Source organism: Bradyrhizobium sp. S69 (assembly GCF_009766005.1).
Classification (GTDB): domain Bacteria; phylum Pseudomonadota; class Alphaproteobacteria; order Rhizobiales; family Xanthobacteraceae; genus Bradyrhizobium.
Window position 1 is genome coordinate 93091 of sequence record NZ_LMUK01000009.1, and the last position, 15853, is coordinate 108943.

The window sequence follows — 15853 nt, forward strand, 5'->3', positions numbered from 1 at the left end:
CTCCAATGGATTGGCAAAGCTCTCATCCCTGTCCCGCGATGCCCGGATTGTCGTCGACGCCCTTCAGCGTGATGTCGGCGCCGCGCTGGTCACCTGCTTTTTTCCCGGAACGCAGATGGCTGGCAACGACATCCCACACCGGGGTTCCCTTTTGCGCGTTGACCGACGCCCATCCCGCCACCTTGTAGGGCTTGCCGGCTTCGATAATGCGGCCATTGTCGAGCTTCAGCTCGGAGATGCGGTGGCCGACCGCTTCATTGGGCGAACAGGTATAGCTCATGCCGCCGACGCGAACCATGTCGCCGCCTTGCTGGTAATAGGGATCGGCATTGAAGAGATTGTCGCAGACGTCCTCGAGGATATCCTTGAGCTGGCTGCCGGTCATGCTCTGGACGTAGGTTTCGGGATAGGTGATCGCGGTTTCCGCCAGCACATCCTGCATCGTCACCGGCTGGCCCGCCAGCACGCTGGTGCCCCAGCGAAAACCCGGCGACAGCGCGATCTCGGCATTGAGCTCGCCGCGCAGCGCATCGCAGATCATTTGATCCATCGTGCCGCTGAAATTGCCGCGGCGATAGAGCAGGCGGTCGGCGGTCGTGATCTTCTCGGCATCCGGCGTCGCATAGGGTTCGCGCGATCGGTCGATCAGCGCCTGCATCTCGGCATCCGGCTTCAGCAGCTCGGAGAATACCGGCAGCAGCCGGTAGCGCACATCGCTGACCTTGCCTTTGGCCAGTTCGAGATCGAGCACGCCCAGGAATTTTCCGTTGGAGCCCGCGTTGGTCACCAGCGTGACGCCGCCGGCATTGCTGACGGATATCGGTTGCGGAACAGCATCATGGGTATGGCCGCCGAGAATGACGTCGATGCCGCGCACGCGGCCAGCGAGCTTGAGATCGACATCCATGCCGTTGTGCGACAACAGCACCACCGCATCGACCTTGTCGTTGCTGCGCAGGCCATCGACCAGCTTTTGCAATTCGTCGTCGCGAATGCCGAAGGTCCAGTCCGGCGTGAACCGCTTCGGATGCGCGATCGGCACATAGGGAAACGCCTGGCCGATCACCGCGACGCGATGCCCGCCGAATTCCTTGATGGTGGCCGGCTTGAAAGCGCGGCCCGATGCGGCATCGAACGCCTTGGCGTCGTTGAACGCGGCCTCTTCGGTCAGGAACACATTCTGCGCCAGGAATTCACCCTTGAAGCGTGCCAGATTGCCGCGCAACGCCGCTTCGCCGTAGGTGAATTCCCAGTGCCCGGTCATCGCCTCGATGCCGAGCAGGTTGGCGGCCTGCACCATGTCGGCGCCCTGCGTGGCATTGGCCTGGCCGGTGCCCTGCCACAGATCGCCGCCATCCAGCAGCAGCGCGCGCCCGGCGCCGGCGTCGCTGCGCAGGCGGTCGATCAGCGTCTTGAGATGCGCGAAGCCGCCAAGCTTGCCGAAGCGGCCCGCGGACTTCTCGAAATCGAGAAACGTGAAGGCGTAGGCATCGGCGCTGTCCGGGTTGATGCCAAACCGATTGAGAAAGGCGCGGCCGACCAGATGTGGCGGCTTGCCGGCCATCGCCCCGATCCCGAGATTGACGCTCGGCTCGCGAAAATACATCGGCTGCAACTGCGCATGGGTATCGGTCATGTGCAGGATGCGCGCGTTGCCGAAGCGCTCGAGATCGTAAACGCCCGCGTTTTCGCCGCCGCGTGCGGTCCGTGACAGCCCCGGCAGCAACGTGGCCGTGCCCGCGAGTTTGAGGAAATCCCGGCGACGGATGGTCATGCGATATCTCCGCGCCTCCTAAATTGGCTCAGCGTATTTCCTGCGCCTTCCAGGCTTGTTTTTCGCTGGTGCCCTGGAAAATCGACGCTTTCGCCAGCGCCTCGGCTTCCTTCGACAGGGCTACCGCGGCATCAAAATTGCCGGCATCTGCGGCTTTTTTGGCGTCAGCCAACGTGCTCGCGGTCGCCGTCCACTGGTTGCGCAGCGCGCCCGCCTGCGTGTTGGCGGCCTCGGCGACGGCATAGGCCGCCTTGAACTCATCCACGGAAGCCGCTGCCTGCGCGGAGCTCGCGCGCGTTATCTGCAGCATCGTGGTCAATAGCGTCGTCGCCAGCACCAGCCGCGCGATCGGCCTGTTGCTTCCCGTCAGGCGCATGGTCATTTTCATGGCCGCGCTCCCGGACCGGAGATCGGCAGTCCGTTACTGACATAGGACAAATAATATTCGAGATCGCGGTATTCGTCGGATTGCGGATCGAGCGGCACGCCGCGGGTCTGGACGTTGCAGGTGATGAAGCGCCGGCTGATCGTGCCCATGCCGCCCCATTCGGAGCGGTAAATAGGCATCGCATTGAGAATCCCGAGCGCGGGCGCGAGGATCTCGGCGCGAATCCGCTCGCCCGGATTTTGCACATGGCAGCTTGCACAGGAGAAATTGAGCTGGCCGCGGCGGGTATAGAAATATTGCTTGCCGGTCTCGAAGGCCTCCAGCGCGCGCGGATCGTTCGGGATCTTGATGTCGAACGGCTTGCCGCGCGAGGTGAACGCCATGTAGCCGGTCAGCGCGGCCATCTCGTCCTTTACATAGGAGAACGGCGCCTCGCCATTGGCTTGGCGGCAGCGGTTCAACGCCAGCTCGAGCGTGACGACCTTGCCTTCCTTGTCGTCGAAATACGGATAGTTCTGGCGGATGCCGATGCCGCCGTTCGCAAAGCAATCGGCGTAGCTCTTGCCGTTCTTGAACGGCTGGGCGAACATCTCTTTGCCCATGTCGAGCGAGAATTCGTAAGGCGGGAATTCCTCCTTCTCGACCCACTGCCGATGCATGTCTTCATTCAGCGAGTAGGGGCCGTTGACGAAATCCTCCAGCTTCAGCTTGGGGAATTTGGTCGTGAAGAATTTCTGGAACGCCCGCGCGTCGGCGGCGGGGTCGATCGCATTGGCGGCCGAGGCAGGCGGTGCCGCCGCAAGCGTCAGCGCAGCCAGCGCGAGCGCCACTGAGGCCAGGGAGATTGCCGATCGGACCTTCATGTCAGCTCACGCGCTATCATCTTATGAAATCTTTACGATATCTTGGCCGTGGTGGTGTCCGAGGCGCCCTTGTTGTCGATCCAACTGATTTTGAGGTCGTCGCCCTTGTTGCCGCCCTTGAAGCTGAACTTGACGTAAGGGTCCTTGGAAACCGCCGTTCCCCAGTCCGCGACGAACACGGCCTTGCCGTTACATTCGAACGTCAATTGCTGGATGAAATGCGGCGGAATGATCTGCCCCTGGGCGTCTTTCACGAAGCCTGAATCCATCGGGTGCTGGATCAGCGCCTGGACTTCGGTGGTGTCGCCGGTTGCAGTGGCGCGCACGCGAATGGTCGATGCCATCGGAATGTTCCTCGTTACAATTGACGCATAATCTTATCGGAAAACCGGTATCCACTTTTCCGGATCATGCGTATTAGATATCTGGTTAACCGCCGCAGCCGCCGACGGTGACTTTGACTTCCTTGGTGGCGCTGTAGAGCTTGCCGCCGGCTTCGACGATCGCGGTGACGTTGCTGGTCTTGGCCATTTTGAGGCGGTTGGCCACGCTCGGCAGCGTGCCCGGTAAAATCTGGTAGGACGCCGCCAATGCGTTCGGATTGTCAGCGACCAGAAAAGAGATCGAGGTCACGTCGGTCAATGTCGTGGTAACCGAAATCGGAACCACCGCGCCGTTCTCCGCGATCTCGGGGGCGTCGAGCTTGACCTGGTCGGAGGGTTCGGCGGTCTTGCCGTACAGCGACTTGATGGCTTCGGCCTGGCCCTTTTGCTTGAAGGCGTCTTCCGGCCATTTGTCGTTGGCTGCGGCGAGCGCCGGCATCGGGCCGAACGGCAAAATGCCGAGGCCTGTCAGCGCGACGAGACCGACGCCTTTCAGGATCAGCCGCCGGCTGGCCGAATACCCCGAGAATTCATCATCCGTGGTCGTCATCTAAAAGTCCCCCAAGAAGTCTTTCTATCAAGACGCGCGTGGCGTCATCACAAGGTCTGCAGGAAATCCACCACCGCGTTGATCTCCTGCTCGGTCAAAATCCGGTTTCGTCCGAACGGAGGCATGACGGTTTGCGGATTGCGTTTGGTCTCGTCGTTGAGGATCGCGACCAGATCGTTACGGTCGGGATATCTGCTTTTGATGTCCTTCAGCTCCGGGCCGATGCTGCCGGGGAGGTCGCCGCCCTGGATCACATGGCAGGTCAGGCAATTGCCCTTGCCGCGATCGAACGCGATCTTCTGACCCTCGGCTGCACTGGCGCCGGTTGCTTGGGATTGCGCGCAAGCGGGGCTTGCGAAGGCGGCTGCGCCGATCAGCAACGCCAGCGCCCAGGCGGACTTCGTCGAAGAAATCTCGGCGGGCTTCGTCGAACAAATCTCGGTCAAGGGCGCTTCCCGCAAGCTTCTCGATTATTTCACCGGATTATAGGCGGCCGGGTGCCGAATTGCCACCGGCCCAAGTTAGACAACACGTGGACACAATAGGATCGCGCCGTCGAGGTAAACCGGCTATTTTGGCCATTAATTACCCGGGAGCGTGGCGTGGCGGAATTTGTGGTGGAATTCGGTAAAGACGGCCGGCGGGTCGAGCCCGACGGCCGGCTCGATGCCGCGGCGTTTCACCGTAACCATCAGGCGATTTGGGCGGTGCTGGGGAAATTCCTGGCCGGCAAATCCGGTGACGTGGTCGAGGTCGGCAGCGGCACCGGACAGCACGTGGTCACTTTCGCCCGCCATTCGCCTGATATCATGTGGTGGCCGAGCGATACCAATGCGCAGCATCTGAGAAGTATCGAGGCGTGGCGGGCGCAGGCCGCATTGCCGAATATCCGCACCGCATTGCAGATCGATCTGTCCGACCCGGCCTGGTGCCCCGAGCTGCATGACGGAAGCGGCCCCGGTCCATTGCTGGCGGCCTTCTGCGCCAACGTGATCCACATCGCGCCGTGGCGCGTTGCCGAGGGGCTGTTTGAAGGGGCGGGGCGCTATCTGCGCGCCGACGGGCGGCTGTTTCTCTACGGTCCGTTCAAGCGCGATGGCAAGCACACCGCGCTCAGCAATGCGGTGTTCGACACCAGTCTGCGCGAACATGACGCCGAGTGGGGCGTGCGCGATATCGCCGATGTCGAAAAGCTTGCGGATGGCGCAGGCCTGGTACTGACGCAGACCGTCGAAATGCCCGCCAACAACCTGATTCTGGCGTTCGAGCGATCCAAAAAAGCGTGACGCCGGCGCATAGCGTGCGCCCGTTTGTGTCGGTTGATCGCATGCCGGCATCTCGCCATAGTGCCGGGAATCAATAGATCCCGACGGGCGGAAGCACGGAAATACCAAATCCAATGAGCGGCGTGACGGCAACCGACGAGATATCGAACGACGCGCGGGCGCGATCCAACGTGCTGCGTCTGGCGGCGGCGCAGGCGTTGACCGGCGCCAACTCGGCGGTGATTTTCGCCACCGGCTCGATTGTCGGCGCGACCTTGGCGCCGGATATCTCGCTCGCGACGGTGCCGCTGTCGATGTACGTGGTCGGGCTTGCCGCCGGCACGCTGCCGACCGGTGCGATTTCCCGGGCGTATGGCCGCCGCGTCGCCTTCATCATCGGCACCGGCTGCGGCGTGCTGACCGGCCTGCTCGGCGCGTTCGCCATTTTGCATGCGTCGTTTCCGCTGTTTTGCGGCGCCACCTTCCTGGGCGGATTGTACGGCGCGGTGTCGCAATCCTACCGGTTCGCCGCCGCCGACGGCGCCAGCGCGGAATACCGCCCCAAGGCCGTGTCGTGGGTGATGGCCGGCGGCGTGTTCGCCGGCGTGCTGGGTCCGCAGCTCGTGCAATGGACCATGAATATCTGGCCGCCTTATTTGTTCGCCTTCAGCTTCGTGGTGCAGGCGATCGTCGCCTTGGTGGCGATGGCGGTGCTCTCCGGCATCGACGCGCCGAAGCCGGCGCCGGCGGATCTTCACGGCGGACGGCCGCTGCTCGAGATCGTGCGGCAGCCGCGGTTCATCGCCGCGGCACTGTGCGGCATCATCGCCTATCCGATGATGAATCTGGTGATGACCTCGGCGCCGCTGGCGATGAAAATGTGCGGCCTCTCGGTCAGCGATTCGAATTTCGGCATTCAGTGGCATATCGTGGCGATGTACGGGCCGAGCTTTTTTACCGGCTCGCTGATCGCGCGCTTCGGAGCGCGGCGGATTGTGGCGGCCGGCCTGCTGCTGGAAACGGCTGCGGCGACCATCGGCCTGTCGGGCATCACCGCGCTGCACTTCTGGGCCACGCTGATCGTGCTCGGCATCGGCTGGAATTTTGCCTTTGTCGGGGCATCCGCGCTGGTGCTGGAGACGCATCGGCCGCAGGAGCGCAACAAGGTGCAGGCCTTCAACGACTTCCTGGTGTTCGGAATGATGGCAGTGGGATCGTTCTCGTCCGGCCAGTTGCTGGCGAATTACGGCTGGTCCGCGGTCAATCTGGTGGTGTTTCCGCCGGTCTTTTTGGGACTCGCGGTATTGATGCTGGCATCGTTCGCCCGGCGCCGGGCAAGCCTGCGCGCCGTGGACCAAATTCCCGACCCGAGCATCTGACCCGGACGGCTGCGCTCGACTATATAAGCGAGCGTAAACGCATGGGAGGTTTTATGCCGTCACGAGCCCGTCTCGACGAATTCATTGCGGTGGTCGTATCCGGAGATCACGCCGGCGCCATTGAGCGTTATTACACCGAGGATGCCAGCATGCAGGAGAACGAAGCTCCGCCGCGCGTCGGCCGCGACGGGCTGGTCGCGCGCGAGCGCAGCGTTCTCGCGCAGATGACGGATGTCTATTCCGAGGCGGTGTCGTCGGTGGTCGAAGGCGACCGCGTCGCGATCCAATGGATTTTCAAGCTTACCGATAAATCCGGCAAGGTGCGCCGGCGCGAAGAAGTCGCGCTGCAGCAGTGGCGCGGTGACCGGATTTTTCGCGAGCGATTTTTCTACGATCCGACCGCGCCGGAATGATACTTCGGCGGGCATCGAAGTCTCCTTCGGGTTGATCTGCTAGATATACAAATAGTCGTCATGGCCGGGCTTGACCCGGCCATCCACGTCTTGATCCATGCCGAAGGCAAGCAGTTGGATGGCCGGGTCAAGCCCGGCCATGACGGACAAAGAGACCAACGAAGAGATACCCTTGGACGCCTCAAACCACATCGCCGTCGACGAAACCTCGATCCGCTATGAGGGCTGGCGGATCGTTGCGGTCTGCTTCCTGGTGGCGACCTTCGGCTGGGGCCTCGGCTTTTACGGCCAAAGCGTCTATGTCGCCGAGCTGCATCGGCTGCACGGCTGGCCGGCGTCGCTGATCGCCAGCGGCACCACCTTTTTCTATCTGTTCGGCGCGCTGCTGGTGGTGTTTGTCAGCGAAGCGATCCGAAGCTTCGGGCCGCGCAATTGCCTGCTGGCGGGCGTCTGCGCGATGGCGGCGGCGGCCGTCGCGATCGGCCTGGCCCGCGAACCCTGGCAACTCTTTGCCGCCGATGCCGTGCTATCCCTCGGCTGGGCCGGCACCAGCCTCGGCATGATCACCAATACGCTCGGCCTCTGGTTCGACCACAAGCGCGGCATGGCGATCAGCCTGGCGCTGAACGGCGCGAGTTTTGGCGGCATCATCGGCGTGCCGCTCTTGGTCGCCGCGATCGAGGCGTTTGGCTTCTCCGGCGCGCTGATCGCGGCGGCGGCCGTGATGCTGGTGCTGATGGTGCCGATCATCCTGATCTTTGTCGGACAACCGCCGCGCCGTGGCAGCGTCACAGCCGGGCCGGCCGCGACCGATGCGCCGTCGGCAACGCGCATCCGCGCGCAGGCGTTCCGCGACCTCGCTTTCCTGACGGTCTCGATCGCGTTCGCACTGGTGCTGTTCGCGCAAGTCGGATTCATCGTGCACCTGATCGCATTCCTCGATCCGGTGATCGGCCGAAGTGGTGCTGCGACCGCGGTGGCGCTGTTGACCGCGATGGCGGTGGTCGGGCGCGTGTTGTTTTCGACCGTGATCGACCGGCTCAATCAACGGCTGGCCTCGGCGATCTCGTTTATGAGCCAGGCCGTGGCGCTCGCCATCATCATCAACTCCCACAACGAGATCGTGCTGGTCGTGGCCTGCGGGCTATTTGGTTTCTCGGTCGGCAATCTGATCACGCTGCCGTCGCTGATCGTGCAGCGCGAATTCGATTCCCGTTCGTTCGGCGTGTTGGTCAGCCTGATCACCGCGATCAACCAGGTCACCTACGCCTTCGGCCCCGGCGTGATCGGCCTGCTGCGCGATATCTCCGGAAGCTATTCGCTGCCGCTGTACGGATGCATCGGGCTGGAACTGACCGCGGCGGCGCTGATCATGGTGCGGGGGCATACAGGTAAAGTCTCATCCGCTGCTACAACGGCACCGTCATCCTGAGGTGCGCGTCGTCTTCGACGCGCCTCGAAGGATGGTGTTCAGCGCCGTGCGTGCGGCCATCCTTCGAGACGCGGCGAAGACGCCGCTCCTCAGGATGACGGTTGAGTTGTTGTGCAGGTCAGCTTTCCCGCTGCCGCAACAAATCCTCAAGATCCAGCCGCCGCGTGAACATCGACAGCGATCCGTCCGGTTGGCGCGGCCATTGCTCGCTTGGCCGGTCCCAATAGAGCTCGACGCCGTTCTCGTCGGGGTCGCGCAAATACAGCGCTTCGCTGACGCCATGGTCGCTGGCGCCGTCGAGTTGAATGCCGGCCTCAACCACGCGATGCAGCGCGTCCGCCAGCGCCGGCCGCGTCGGATACAGAATCGCGGTGTGAAACAGTCCGGTGGTGCCGGGCGGCGGCGGGTGGCCGCCTTTGCTTTCCCAGGTATTGAGTCCGATATGATGGTGATAGCCGCCGGCCGAGATGAAGGCCGCGCTGGAGCCGATGCGCTGCATCAGCTCGAATCCCAGCACGCCGCAATAAAATCCGAGCGCCCGGTCGAGATCGGCGACCTTGAGGTGAACATGCCCGATGCGGGTGCCGGCGACGATGGGCGGATTTCCGAGCATGCTCTCTCCAAATGGGTTGAATGCGTTCGCTGCGGTCTATGCAGCGTTCATTCATCACGCAAGATCGGACACCTCGCCCTCGGGCAGGCCGAATTCGAACGTGTTCAGCGTCATCGAGACCATGGTGTAATAGCCGCACAGGCCGATGATCTCGGTGATGCCGCGCTCGCCGACCAGTCTGACGGCTTCGTCGTAAAGCGGCTTCGACACGCCGTGGCCTTCATGCAGCGACTTGCTGACTTCGTAAATGATCTTGCCCTTGGGGTCATCGAACTCAGGCGTGCGGCGGTCGCGGATGGCATCGATGATTTTGGGGTCCATGCCGCCCTTCAGCGCCAACCGCTTATGGGCGAACCATTCGTAATGCGAGGTCCAGTGCCGCGCGGTGACCAGGATCGCGATCTCGGACAGCTTGGCCGGAAAAGTTGTGTCGAACCGCAGCATGCCGCCGAGACGGGTGGCGTGACGCGCCATTTCCGGGCTGTTGAGCCAGGCCATCATCGGGGCCGGCGGCGCGCCGCGCTTGCCGGCGATCGATTCGTCATAGGTTTGTTTCTGGTCCTCGTTCATTTCGCCAGGCGAAAGCAGTTTCAGGCGCATGTCCGTTTCCTCTTGTTTTTCAATCGCTAGAGCATGATCCGGAAAAGTGGAAACCGGTTTTCCGAAAAGATCATGCTCAAACAATAAGCTCTAGACTTACGCGAATATACCCGATCGGCCCTCCTGACCACATCCGCCACCGCATGGGCGAGCCAGAGACATATTGAATTCCGCAAGGCGACGGCTAAGGTCTTTTCAAATAATCTGGATGGAACGCGCCAATGACCGATCACGATCAATTCCGCCGCGACACCCGCGCCTGGCTCGAGGCCAATTGCCCGCCGGAGATGCGGCGTCCGATGAATTCGGAGGAAGACACCTTCTGGGGCGGCCGCACCACCAAATTCTCCTCGGAGCCGCAGCGCGTCTGGTTCGAACGGATGCGCGACAAAGGCTGGACGGTGCCGCACTGGCCCACGGAATATGGCGGCGGCGGCCTCGATGCCGAGCAGACAAAAATCATGCGTCAGGAAATGGCGGCGATCGGCGCGCGGCAGCCGCTGACGTCGTTCGGCATTTCCATGCTCGGGCCGGCATTGCTGAAATACGGCACCGACGCGCAGAAGAAAGAGCATCTGCCGAAGATCGCGGCCGGCCTGATCCGCTGGTGCCAGGGCTATTCCGAGCCGAACGCCGGATCGGATCTCGCCTCACTGCAGACCCGCGCCGAAAGCGACGGCGACGACTTCGTCATCACCGGCCAGAAGATCTGGACGTCGTACGCGAACTACGCGGACTGGATCTTCTGCCTGGTACGGACCGATGCTTCGGCCAAGAAGCATGATGGCATCAGCTTCATCCTGTTCGACATGACTTCGAAGGGCGTCTCGACCAAGCCGATCCTGTTGATCTCGGGACGATCGCCGTTCTGCGAAACCTTCTTCGACAATGTGCGGGTGCCCAAGTCCCATGTGGTCGGCACCGTCAACCGCGGTTGGGATGTTGCCAAATATCTGCTGCAACACGAACGCGCGATGATCTCCGGCATGGGCGAACGCGGCGTCGGCCGCCCGCTGGGGCAGATCGCCGCCGACTCCGTCGGCACCGATGCGCAGGGCCGGCTGGAGGATTCGATGCTGCGCGGTCAGATCGCGAGCTTCGAGATCGACGAGGCGGCGCTGTCGGCCGCCGCCGAGCGCGCGGTCGATCTGGCCAAGGCAGGCCAGTCGCATCCGGCTTTTTCGTCGGCGATGAAATATTACGGCACTGAGTTGAACAAACGCCGCTACGAGATCCTGATGTCGGCCGGCGGCATCGATGCCCTGGAGTGGGAGAGCGAACGCTCGAAGGGCGGCGCCCGCCCGCGCGCCTGGCTGCGCACCAAGGCCAATTCGATCGAAGGCGGCACTTCCGAGGTGATGCTCGGCATCGTGGCAAAACGGATTCTCGATCTGCCGGGGGCTTGAAGGGCCGTCGGTCGCAAACACCCGTCATTCCGGGGCGCGCGTAGCGCGAGCCCGGAATCCATAACCACGACAGGGAGTATGGATTCCGGGCCTACGCCAAGAGGCGTATCCCGGAATGACGAAATTAAAATTTTGGTTCTAACATCCGGGATTCATCCATGCCTCTCGTCCTCACCGAAGAACAATCGATGCTGCGCGACAGCGCGCGTGGCCTGATCAGCGACAAGGCGCCGGTGTCGCATCTGCGGCAGCTTCGCGACGGCAAGGACGCCACGGGATTTTCCCGCGAGCTGTGGCGGGCCTTTGCCGAGATGGGATTTTCCGGACTGCTGGTGCCGGAAGCGTTCGGCGGCAGTGGGCTCGGCTGTGTCGAAGCCGGCGTGGTGATGGAAGAAATCGGCCGCAATTTGATGCCGTCGCCGTTTCTGTCGACCGCGGTCGTGGCGGCGTCGGCGCTGTCGCGCGGCGGCAGCGATGTGCAGAAATCGCACTATCTGCCGAAGATATCCGACGGCTCGCTGCTGGCCGCGCTCGCGATCGACGAGGGCGCAAAACATCGTCCGCTGCAAACCAGCATGCAGGCGGTTCGCTCCGGCAACGGTTTTCGACTGAATGGCAACAAGGCCTTCGTGGTCGACGGCCACACCGCGGATCTCGTGATCGTCGCGGCGCGCACCGCAGGCGGCGCCGGCGAGCGCGACGGCCTGACGCTGTTCCTGGTCGATCCCAAGTCAAAGGGCGTGGCGACCGAGCGCACCGCGATGGTCGATTCGCATAACGCCGCCCGAATCGTGTTCGACAATGTCGAGGTCGACGCGGACGGCGTGCTCGGCGAAGTCGATCAGGGCGTCGGCTTGCTCGAAGGCGTGCTTAATATTGGCCGCGGCGCGGTGGCGTCGGAAATGGTCGGGCTCAGCGAAGAAGTGTTCGGCCGCACCGTCTCCTATCTGAAGGAGCGCAAGCAGTTCGGAAAGCTGATCGGCGAATTCCAGGCGCTGCAGCACCGCGCCGCGCAGCTCTATATCGAGATCGAGATCACCCGCGCGGCGGTGCTGAGGGCGTTGCAGACGCTCGATGGCGATTTCGAGCAGGCGGGTGCTGCGGTCGCGGTTGCAAAAGCGCGCGCCGGTTCAACCGCGACGCTGGCGGTGCAGGAAGGCGTGCAGATGCACGGCGGCATGGGCATGACCGACCAGTTCGACATCGGCTTCTTCATGAAGCGCGCGCGGGTCTGTCAGGAATTGTTCGGCGACGCCAATTTCCACGCCGATCAGTTGGCGCGGATGAAGAGTTATTGAGGGGCTGCGCCACTGCGCGGAACAACATCCTTCGAGACGCGGCGAAGACGCCGCTCCTCAGGATGACGTCCGAGCTGATTTGCCTACCTTATCGGCGGCGCGTACTGGATGCCGCCGGCGTTCCAGAGCTGGTTGAGCCCGCGGGGAATGCCGAGTTTCGATCCGCTGCCGACATTGCGCTCATAGACCTCGCCGTAATTGCCGACGTGGCGAATGATGCGGACGGCCCAATCCTTGGTCAGGCCGAGGTCTTCGCCGTAGGTGCCCTCGGTGCCGACCAGCCGCATCACGTCGGGCTTTTTCGACTTCAGCGCTTCGTCGATATTCTGCGAGGTAATGCCGAGCTCTTCGGCGTTGATCATCGCGTACAGCGTCCACTTCACGATCAGCATCCAGTCGTCGTCCCGTTCGCGCACCACCGGCGCCAGCGGTTCCTTGGAGATGATATCGGGCAGGATGACATGGTCGCCGGGCTTCGCAAGATTGAGCCGCAGCGCATAAAGCTGGGAGGCGTCGGCGGTGAGGACGTCGCATTTGCCGGTGTCATAGGCCTTGACGACATCGTCCAGCTTCTCGAACTTCATCTCCTGGTATTTCATGTTATTGGCGCGGAAATAATCCGAAAGGTTGAGCTTGGTCGTGGTGTTGTCCTGCACGCAGACCTTGCTGCCGTCGAGCGCCAGCGCGGAATCGATATTTTTGGCGCGGGGCAGCATGAATCCTTCGCCGTCATAATAGGCCACGGCCGGGAAATAGAGGTCGTAATTGGTCTCGCGCGACATGCTCCAGGTCGAGTTGCGGGAGAGAATATCGACCTTCCGGTTCTGCAATTCCTTGAAGCGCTCATTGGCATCGAGTGGAATGAATTTGGCCTTCTTCGGATCGTCGAAGATGGCCGCTGCGACCGCGCGGCAGAAATCGACGTCGAAGCCGCTCCAGTTGCCCTTGTCGTCGGGAATCGAGAAGCCGGGCAGCCCGGTATTGACGCCGCACAGCACTTCACCGCGCCGGACCGTCCGCTTGAGGGTCTTGGTATCGTATCGCTCGTAGGTGATCGCGGCGGCCGCGACGGCGGCTGCGACCACCAGCCCGATCAGGAGGCCGCCTCGAAATGTCCGCATGATTTATCTCGCAATCGATGGAGGGAAATGGATCGGGTGTGCAGGGGTGTCCAAGCAGCGCGGCGATTACAGCTCGGGCTTCTGGCGAATGATGACCTTGGTGCCGACCGGCACGCGGCCATAGAGGTCGGCGACGTCGGCATTGACCAGCCGGAAGCAGCCGGAGGAGATCGCTGTGCCGATGGTGTCCGGCTGGTTGGTGCCGTGGATGCGATAGACCGTGGCGCCGAGATACATCGCGCGGGCGCCGAGCGGGTTACCGGGACCGCCCGCCATGAACCGCGGCAGATAGGGCTGGCGCGCGATCATCTCCGGCGGCGGCGTCCAGTCCGGCCATTCCGCTTTTTTGGTAATGCTCACCATTCCCTGCCATTGAAAGCCGTCGCGGCCGACGCCGATGCCGTAGCGCAAGGCGCGGCCGTTGCCCTGGATCAGATACAGATGCCGCTCCGCGGTCGAGATGATGATGGTGCCTGCCGGTTCGGTGGAGCGGTAATAGACCATCTGCTTCTGGTATTCGGGCGCCAGTTCCACCGAATCATCCGGGATCATCCCCGGCTCATCGCCGCGATCCGGCTGCTGGGCGAAACCCGGCGCGACCGAAAGCGCGAGGCCGATACTGGCGATCGTGATCCAGATCAGTTGCCTGAATTTGATCATGCAAAGCTCTCCTGTTCGCCCCGGTCGGCTATGTACCATCGTTTTGCCAAATCACTAAAGCCATCAAATCGCACCACCGGCGCGATGGCAAGCAAAGCGGGCGATCAAACAGCCCCGCAAATACAGAGCGACCCGGAAGGGGGCATCCCGTCCGGGTCGTGGAAGTCTTGGGAGGAAGAGAATGGTCGGAAGAGAATGGTCGGAAGAAGACGATCGGTCGAAGCGTGGTCGGTTAGAGAGGCAAATTCGATGTTACCGGTATAGAGGCGATGTTTTTCCGGGTGATGTCGCGAATTGTTTCATGTGTTTCGTGGCATCCAGAAATTGATGTCATGCCGCGAGGCTGTCGACGCCGGCTCCCTTGAGCAGTTCGGCGAGTTGCTTGCGGGCATAGAACATCCGGGTCTTGACCGTGCTCTGGGGAATTCCAATGATCTCACCGGCCTCTTCGACCGATTTCTCGTGGTAATAAACCAGGTTGATGATCTCGCGATGCGCCGGCGACAGCTTGGCGACGCAGGCGCGCAGGATGGCGCTGGTGTTGGTGCGGTCCAGCGAGGCTTCCGGCGTATCGGCCTGATCGGCGATTTCGAGCACGTCGTCCTGGTCGATGTCCTCGTGGCGGCGCTGGCGCAGCGCGGTCAAGGCCTTGAAGCGGGCGATCGACAACAGCCAGGTGGAGACCTGGGAACGGCCTTCGAAGCGGCGCGCGGTACGCCAGACGTCGAGGAAAACCTGGCTGACCAGATCTTCCGCCATCGTGGTGTCGCGCACGATGCGCAGGATGAAGCGATAGACCCGCACATTGTGCCGGCAATACAGGATGTGCATGGCGGTACGGCCGCCACCGGCAATGCTTTCGAGCAGCATTTCGTCGGAGGTGGCCTGGGCGGCGATGATGCCCTGGCGGGCAGCGGCGTTGATGGCAACAACGTTTGGCATGACAGGCTCCCAGTGATCGCCGCTTAACGGCGCCTCGTTGGTAAAATTGATAGTCAGCCAACGTTTCGGGATGTCTGCGCCAAAACCGGAAAATGGTTTCGTGGGCAGGAGAATTGTTTCGTCGCGGCGGGGTCTATGAAACAATTCGAACAAAAAAGTGAATGATTTCAATGATCGTAAAGCCACGGGGGTGGCGAAATTTGGCTCATTCGGATTGCGGAACGAATGCCGTTCTGCCGCGTATGCGCTTTCGGCGCGCGGGGATCACGGCGGGCTTGGCGGGGTCGGGCTCGATCTCCCGGCGGATTCGCATGATTCGCAGATCGACGGCGCGATCACCCTCAACGCACGACGCCCGGATTTACATGTCAAACAGCACGTACGACTTCGCGATCTCGCCGCGCCTTGCGCACGAGTTTTGCCAACAACGTCCCGCCTTCCAAACGGAAGGCGCAGGCGACCCTCAAGAGAGGGCGCAGGGAAGACCGGGTGCGCGCTGCACCCGCGGTCTCATGTGCAAGAGCAGAGTAGAAAACGCACATGAGCATACAGGTTCAGCGGAAGCAGTCCGGCCTTCCCTGCGCAATGGTTTTAACGGTCTATTTCGTGCTCTCCCCGGCGAGACCATGCTTTGTTGTCACCGTTGCCCGCAAGAAGCTTGCTTCTCGCGAACTTGATGCCGGCATCGGGGCATCAGGACCACACGACTTAACCGTCCGCCTCACGCGCCGTTCGTCAAAAGCGCATCCGCGTCCACCGCTCCCCG

17 protein-coding genes and 2 pseudogenes are annotated in these 15853 nt (G+C 62.3%); 7 read left to right on the top strand and 12 right to left on the bottom strand.

Annotation, left to right across the window (positions count from 1 at the left end; genetic code table 11):
- Positions 1–22: 22 nt before the first annotated feature.
- The 6 genes from soxB to soxX form a co-directional block, all read right to left on the bottom strand.
- Positions 23–1774: a thiosulfohydrolase SoxB gene (soxB, locus tag GSQ88_RS02440; protein WP_159005789.1), complete on the bottom strand. Its 1752-nt coding sequence runs from the start codon at positions 1772–1774 to the stop codon at positions 23–25.
- Between the two features lie 28 nt (positions 1775–1802).
- Positions 1803–2084: a hypothetical protein gene (locus GSQ88_RS02445; protein ID WP_159005928.1), complete on the bottom strand. Its 282-nt coding sequence runs from the start codon at positions 2082–2084 to the stop codon at positions 1803–1805.
- 74 nt (positions 2085–2158) lie between these two features.
- Positions 2159–3025, bottom strand: coding sequence for a sulfur oxidation c-type cytochrome SoxA (soxA, locus tag GSQ88_RS02450; RefSeq protein ID WP_159005790.1), 867 nt, complete (start codon positions 3023–3025; stop codon positions 2159–2161).
- A 32-nt stretch (positions 3026–3057) separates the two neighbouring features.
- The gene (gene soxZ / locus GSQ88_RS02455) at positions 3058–3369 is read right to left on the bottom strand and encodes a thiosulfate oxidation carrier complex protein SoxZ (RefSeq protein WP_159005791.1); all 312 of its coding nucleotides are present in this window, start codon (positions 3367–3369) and stop codon (positions 3058–3060) included.
- 85 nt (positions 3370–3454) lie between these two features.
- Positions 3455–3958 carry a thiosulfate oxidation carrier protein SoxY gene (gene soxY / locus GSQ88_RS02460; RefSeq protein WP_159005792.1) on the bottom strand — a complete coding sequence of 168 codons (504 nt, stop codon included), beginning with the start codon at positions 3956–3958 and terminating at the stop codon, positions 3455–3457.
- A 47-nt stretch (positions 3959–4005) separates the two neighbouring features.
- Positions 4006–4338 (bottom strand): sulfur oxidation c-type cytochrome SoxX, encoded by a 333-nt coding sequence (soxX, locus tag GSQ88_RS02465; RefSeq protein ID WP_502706682.1) that lies wholly within the window; start codon positions 4336–4338, stop codon positions 4006–4008.
- Between the two features lie 222 nt (positions 4339–4560).
- Between soxX and GSQ88_RS02470 the strand changes: the two genes are divergently transcribed.
- The 4 genes from GSQ88_RS02470 (at position 4561) to GSQ88_RS02485 (ending at position 8447) form a co-directional block, all read left to right on the top strand.
- Positions 4561–5244 carry a DUF938 domain-containing protein gene (locus tag GSQ88_RS02470; protein ID WP_159005793.1) on the top strand — a complete coding sequence of 228 codons (684 nt, stop codon included), beginning with the start codon at positions 4561–4563 and terminating at the stop codon, positions 5242–5244.
- Positions 5245–5357: 113 nt separating this feature from the next.
- Positions 5358–6602 (top strand): MFS transporter, encoded by a 1245-nt coding sequence (locus GSQ88_RS02475; RefSeq protein ID WP_159005794.1) that lies wholly within the window; start codon positions 5358–5360, stop codon positions 6600–6602.
- Between the two features lie 53 nt (positions 6603–6655).
- Positions 6656–7015, top strand: coding sequence for a nuclear transport factor 2 family protein (locus GSQ88_RS02480; RefSeq protein ID WP_159005795.1), 360 nt, complete (start codon positions 6656–6658; stop codon positions 7013–7015).
- Between the two features lie 139 nt (positions 7016–7154).
- On the top strand, positions 7155–8447 hold the full coding sequence (locus GSQ88_RS02485) for an MFS transporter (RefSeq protein WP_174247898.1): 1293 nt from the start codon (positions 7155–7157) through the stop codon (positions 8445–8447).
- Positions 8448–8565: 118 nt separating this feature from the next.
- On the opposite strand, the gene GSQ88_RS02490 is transcribed toward GSQ88_RS02485, so the two are convergent.
- Together GSQ88_RS02490 and GSQ88_RS02495 are read right to left on the bottom strand one after the other, a co-directional pair.
- Positions 8566–9060, bottom strand: a complete 495-nt coding sequence (locus tag GSQ88_RS02490) for a VOC family protein (RefSeq protein ID WP_159005797.1) — start codon at positions 9058–9060, stop codon at positions 8566–8568.
- Positions 9061–9114: 54 nt separating this feature from the next.
- Positions 9115–9660, bottom strand: coding sequence for a carboxymuconolactone decarboxylase family protein (locus GSQ88_RS02495; RefSeq protein ID WP_159005798.1), 546 nt, complete (start codon positions 9658–9660; stop codon positions 9115–9117).
- A gap of 221 nt (positions 9661–9881) precedes the next feature.
- Here GSQ88_RS02495 and GSQ88_RS02500 point away from each other — a divergent pair, with 221 nt between their 5' ends.
- Positions 9882–11066 carry an acyl-CoA dehydrogenase family protein gene (locus tag GSQ88_RS02500; RefSeq protein ID WP_159005799.1) on the top strand — a complete coding sequence of 395 codons (1185 nt, stop codon included), beginning with the start codon at positions 9882–9884 and terminating at the stop codon, positions 11064–11066.
- Between the two features lie 158 nt (positions 11067–11224).
- Positions 11225–12364, top strand: coding sequence for an acyl-CoA dehydrogenase family protein (locus GSQ88_RS02505; protein ID WP_159005800.1), 1140 nt, complete (start codon positions 11225–11227; stop codon positions 12362–12364).
- 83 nt (positions 12365–12447) lie between these two features.
- On the opposite strand, the gene GSQ88_RS02510 is transcribed toward GSQ88_RS02505, so the two are convergent.
- The 4 genes and pseudogenes from GSQ88_RS02510 to GSQ88_RS02525 form a co-directional block, all read right to left on the bottom strand.
- Entirely contained in the window at positions 12448–13485 is a 1038-nt protein-coding gene (locus GSQ88_RS02510; protein ID WP_159005801.1) for an amino acid ABC transporter substrate-binding protein, read from the bottom strand.
- A 66-nt stretch (positions 13486–13551) separates the two neighbouring features.
- Positions 13552–14145: a L,D-transpeptidase gene (locus tag GSQ88_RS02515; RefSeq protein WP_159005802.1), complete on the bottom strand. Its 594-nt coding sequence runs from the start codon at positions 14143–14145 to the stop codon at positions 13552–13554.
- A 330-nt stretch (positions 14146–14475) separates the two neighbouring features.
- Positions 14476–15087, bottom strand: a complete 612-nt coding sequence (locus GSQ88_RS02520) for a sigma-70 family RNA polymerase sigma factor (protein WP_159005803.1) — start codon at positions 15085–15087, stop codon at positions 14476–14478.
- A gap of 205 nt (positions 15088–15292) precedes the next feature.
- Positions 15293–15424, bottom strand: a pseudogene (locus GSQ88_RS02525) (DNA-binding response regulator); the annotation flags it as partial.
- 203 nt (positions 15425–15627) lie between these two features.
- Between GSQ88_RS02525 and GSQ88_RS35135 the strand changes: the two are divergent.
- Positions 15628–15853 (top strand): annotated as a pseudogene (locus GSQ88_RS35135) (hypothetical protein); the annotation flags it as partial.

What these genes read in the sequence shown, in the direction of transcription:
- GSQ88_RS02475 (WP_159005794.1), top strand. Translation starts at nt 5,358, where the DNA reads ATGAGCGGCGTGACGGCAACCGACGAGATATCGAACGACGCGCGGGCG.
- soxB (WP_159005789.1), bottom strand. Translation starts at nt 1,774, where the DNA reads ATGACCATCCGTCGCCGGGATTTCCTCAAACTCGCGGGCACGGCCACG.
- GSQ88_RS02515 (WP_159005802.1), bottom strand. Translation starts at nt 14,145, where the DNA reads ATGATCAAATTCAGGCAACTGATCTGGATCACGATCGCCAGTATCGGC.
- soxZ (WP_159005791.1), bottom strand. Translation starts at nt 3,369, where the DNA reads ATGGCATCGACCATTCGCGTGCGCGCCACTGCAACCGGCGACACCACC.
- GSQ88_RS02505 (WP_159005800.1), top strand. Translation starts at nt 11,225, where the DNA reads ATGCCTCTCGTCCTCACCGAAGAACAATCGATGCTGCGCGACAGCGCG.
- soxA (WP_159005790.1), bottom strand. Translation starts at nt 3,025, where the DNA reads ATGAAGGTCCGATCGGCAATCTCCCTGGCCTCAGTGGCGCTCGCGCTG.
- GSQ88_RS02500 (WP_159005799.1), top strand. Translation starts at nt 9,882, where the DNA reads ATGACCGATCACGATCAATTCCGCCGCGACACCCGCGCCTGGCTCGAG.
- GSQ88_RS02480 (WP_159005795.1), top strand. Translation starts at nt 6,656, where the DNA reads ATGCCGTCACGAGCCCGTCTCGACGAATTCATTGCGGTGGTCGTATCC.
- GSQ88_RS02490 (WP_159005797.1), bottom strand. Translation starts at nt 9,060, where the DNA reads ATGCTCGGAAATCCGCCCATCGTCGCCGGCACCCGCATCGGGCATGTT.
- soxY (WP_159005792.1), bottom strand. Translation starts at nt 3,958, where the DNA reads ATGACGACCACGGATGATGAATTCTCGGGGTATTCGGCCAGCCGGCGG.
- GSQ88_RS02485 (WP_174247898.1), top strand. Translation starts at nt 7,155, where the DNA reads ATGACGGACAAAGAGACCAACGAAGAGATACCCTTGGACGCCTCAAAC.
- GSQ88_RS02510 (WP_159005801.1), bottom strand. Translation starts at nt 13,485, where the DNA reads ATGCGGACATTTCGAGGCGGCCTCCTGATCGGGCTGGTGGTCGCAGCC.
- GSQ88_RS02520 (WP_159005803.1), bottom strand. Translation starts at nt 15,087, where the DNA reads ATGCCAAACGTTGTTGCCATCAACGCCGCTGCCCGCCAGGGCATCATC.
- GSQ88_RS02495 (WP_159005798.1), bottom strand. Translation starts at nt 9,660, where the DNA reads ATGCGCCTGAAACTGCTTTCGCCTGGCGAAATGAACGAGGACCAGAAA.
- GSQ88_RS02445 (WP_159005928.1), bottom strand. Translation starts at nt 2,084, where the DNA reads ATGCTGCAGATAACGCGCGCGAGCTCCGCGCAGGCAGCGGCTTCCGTG.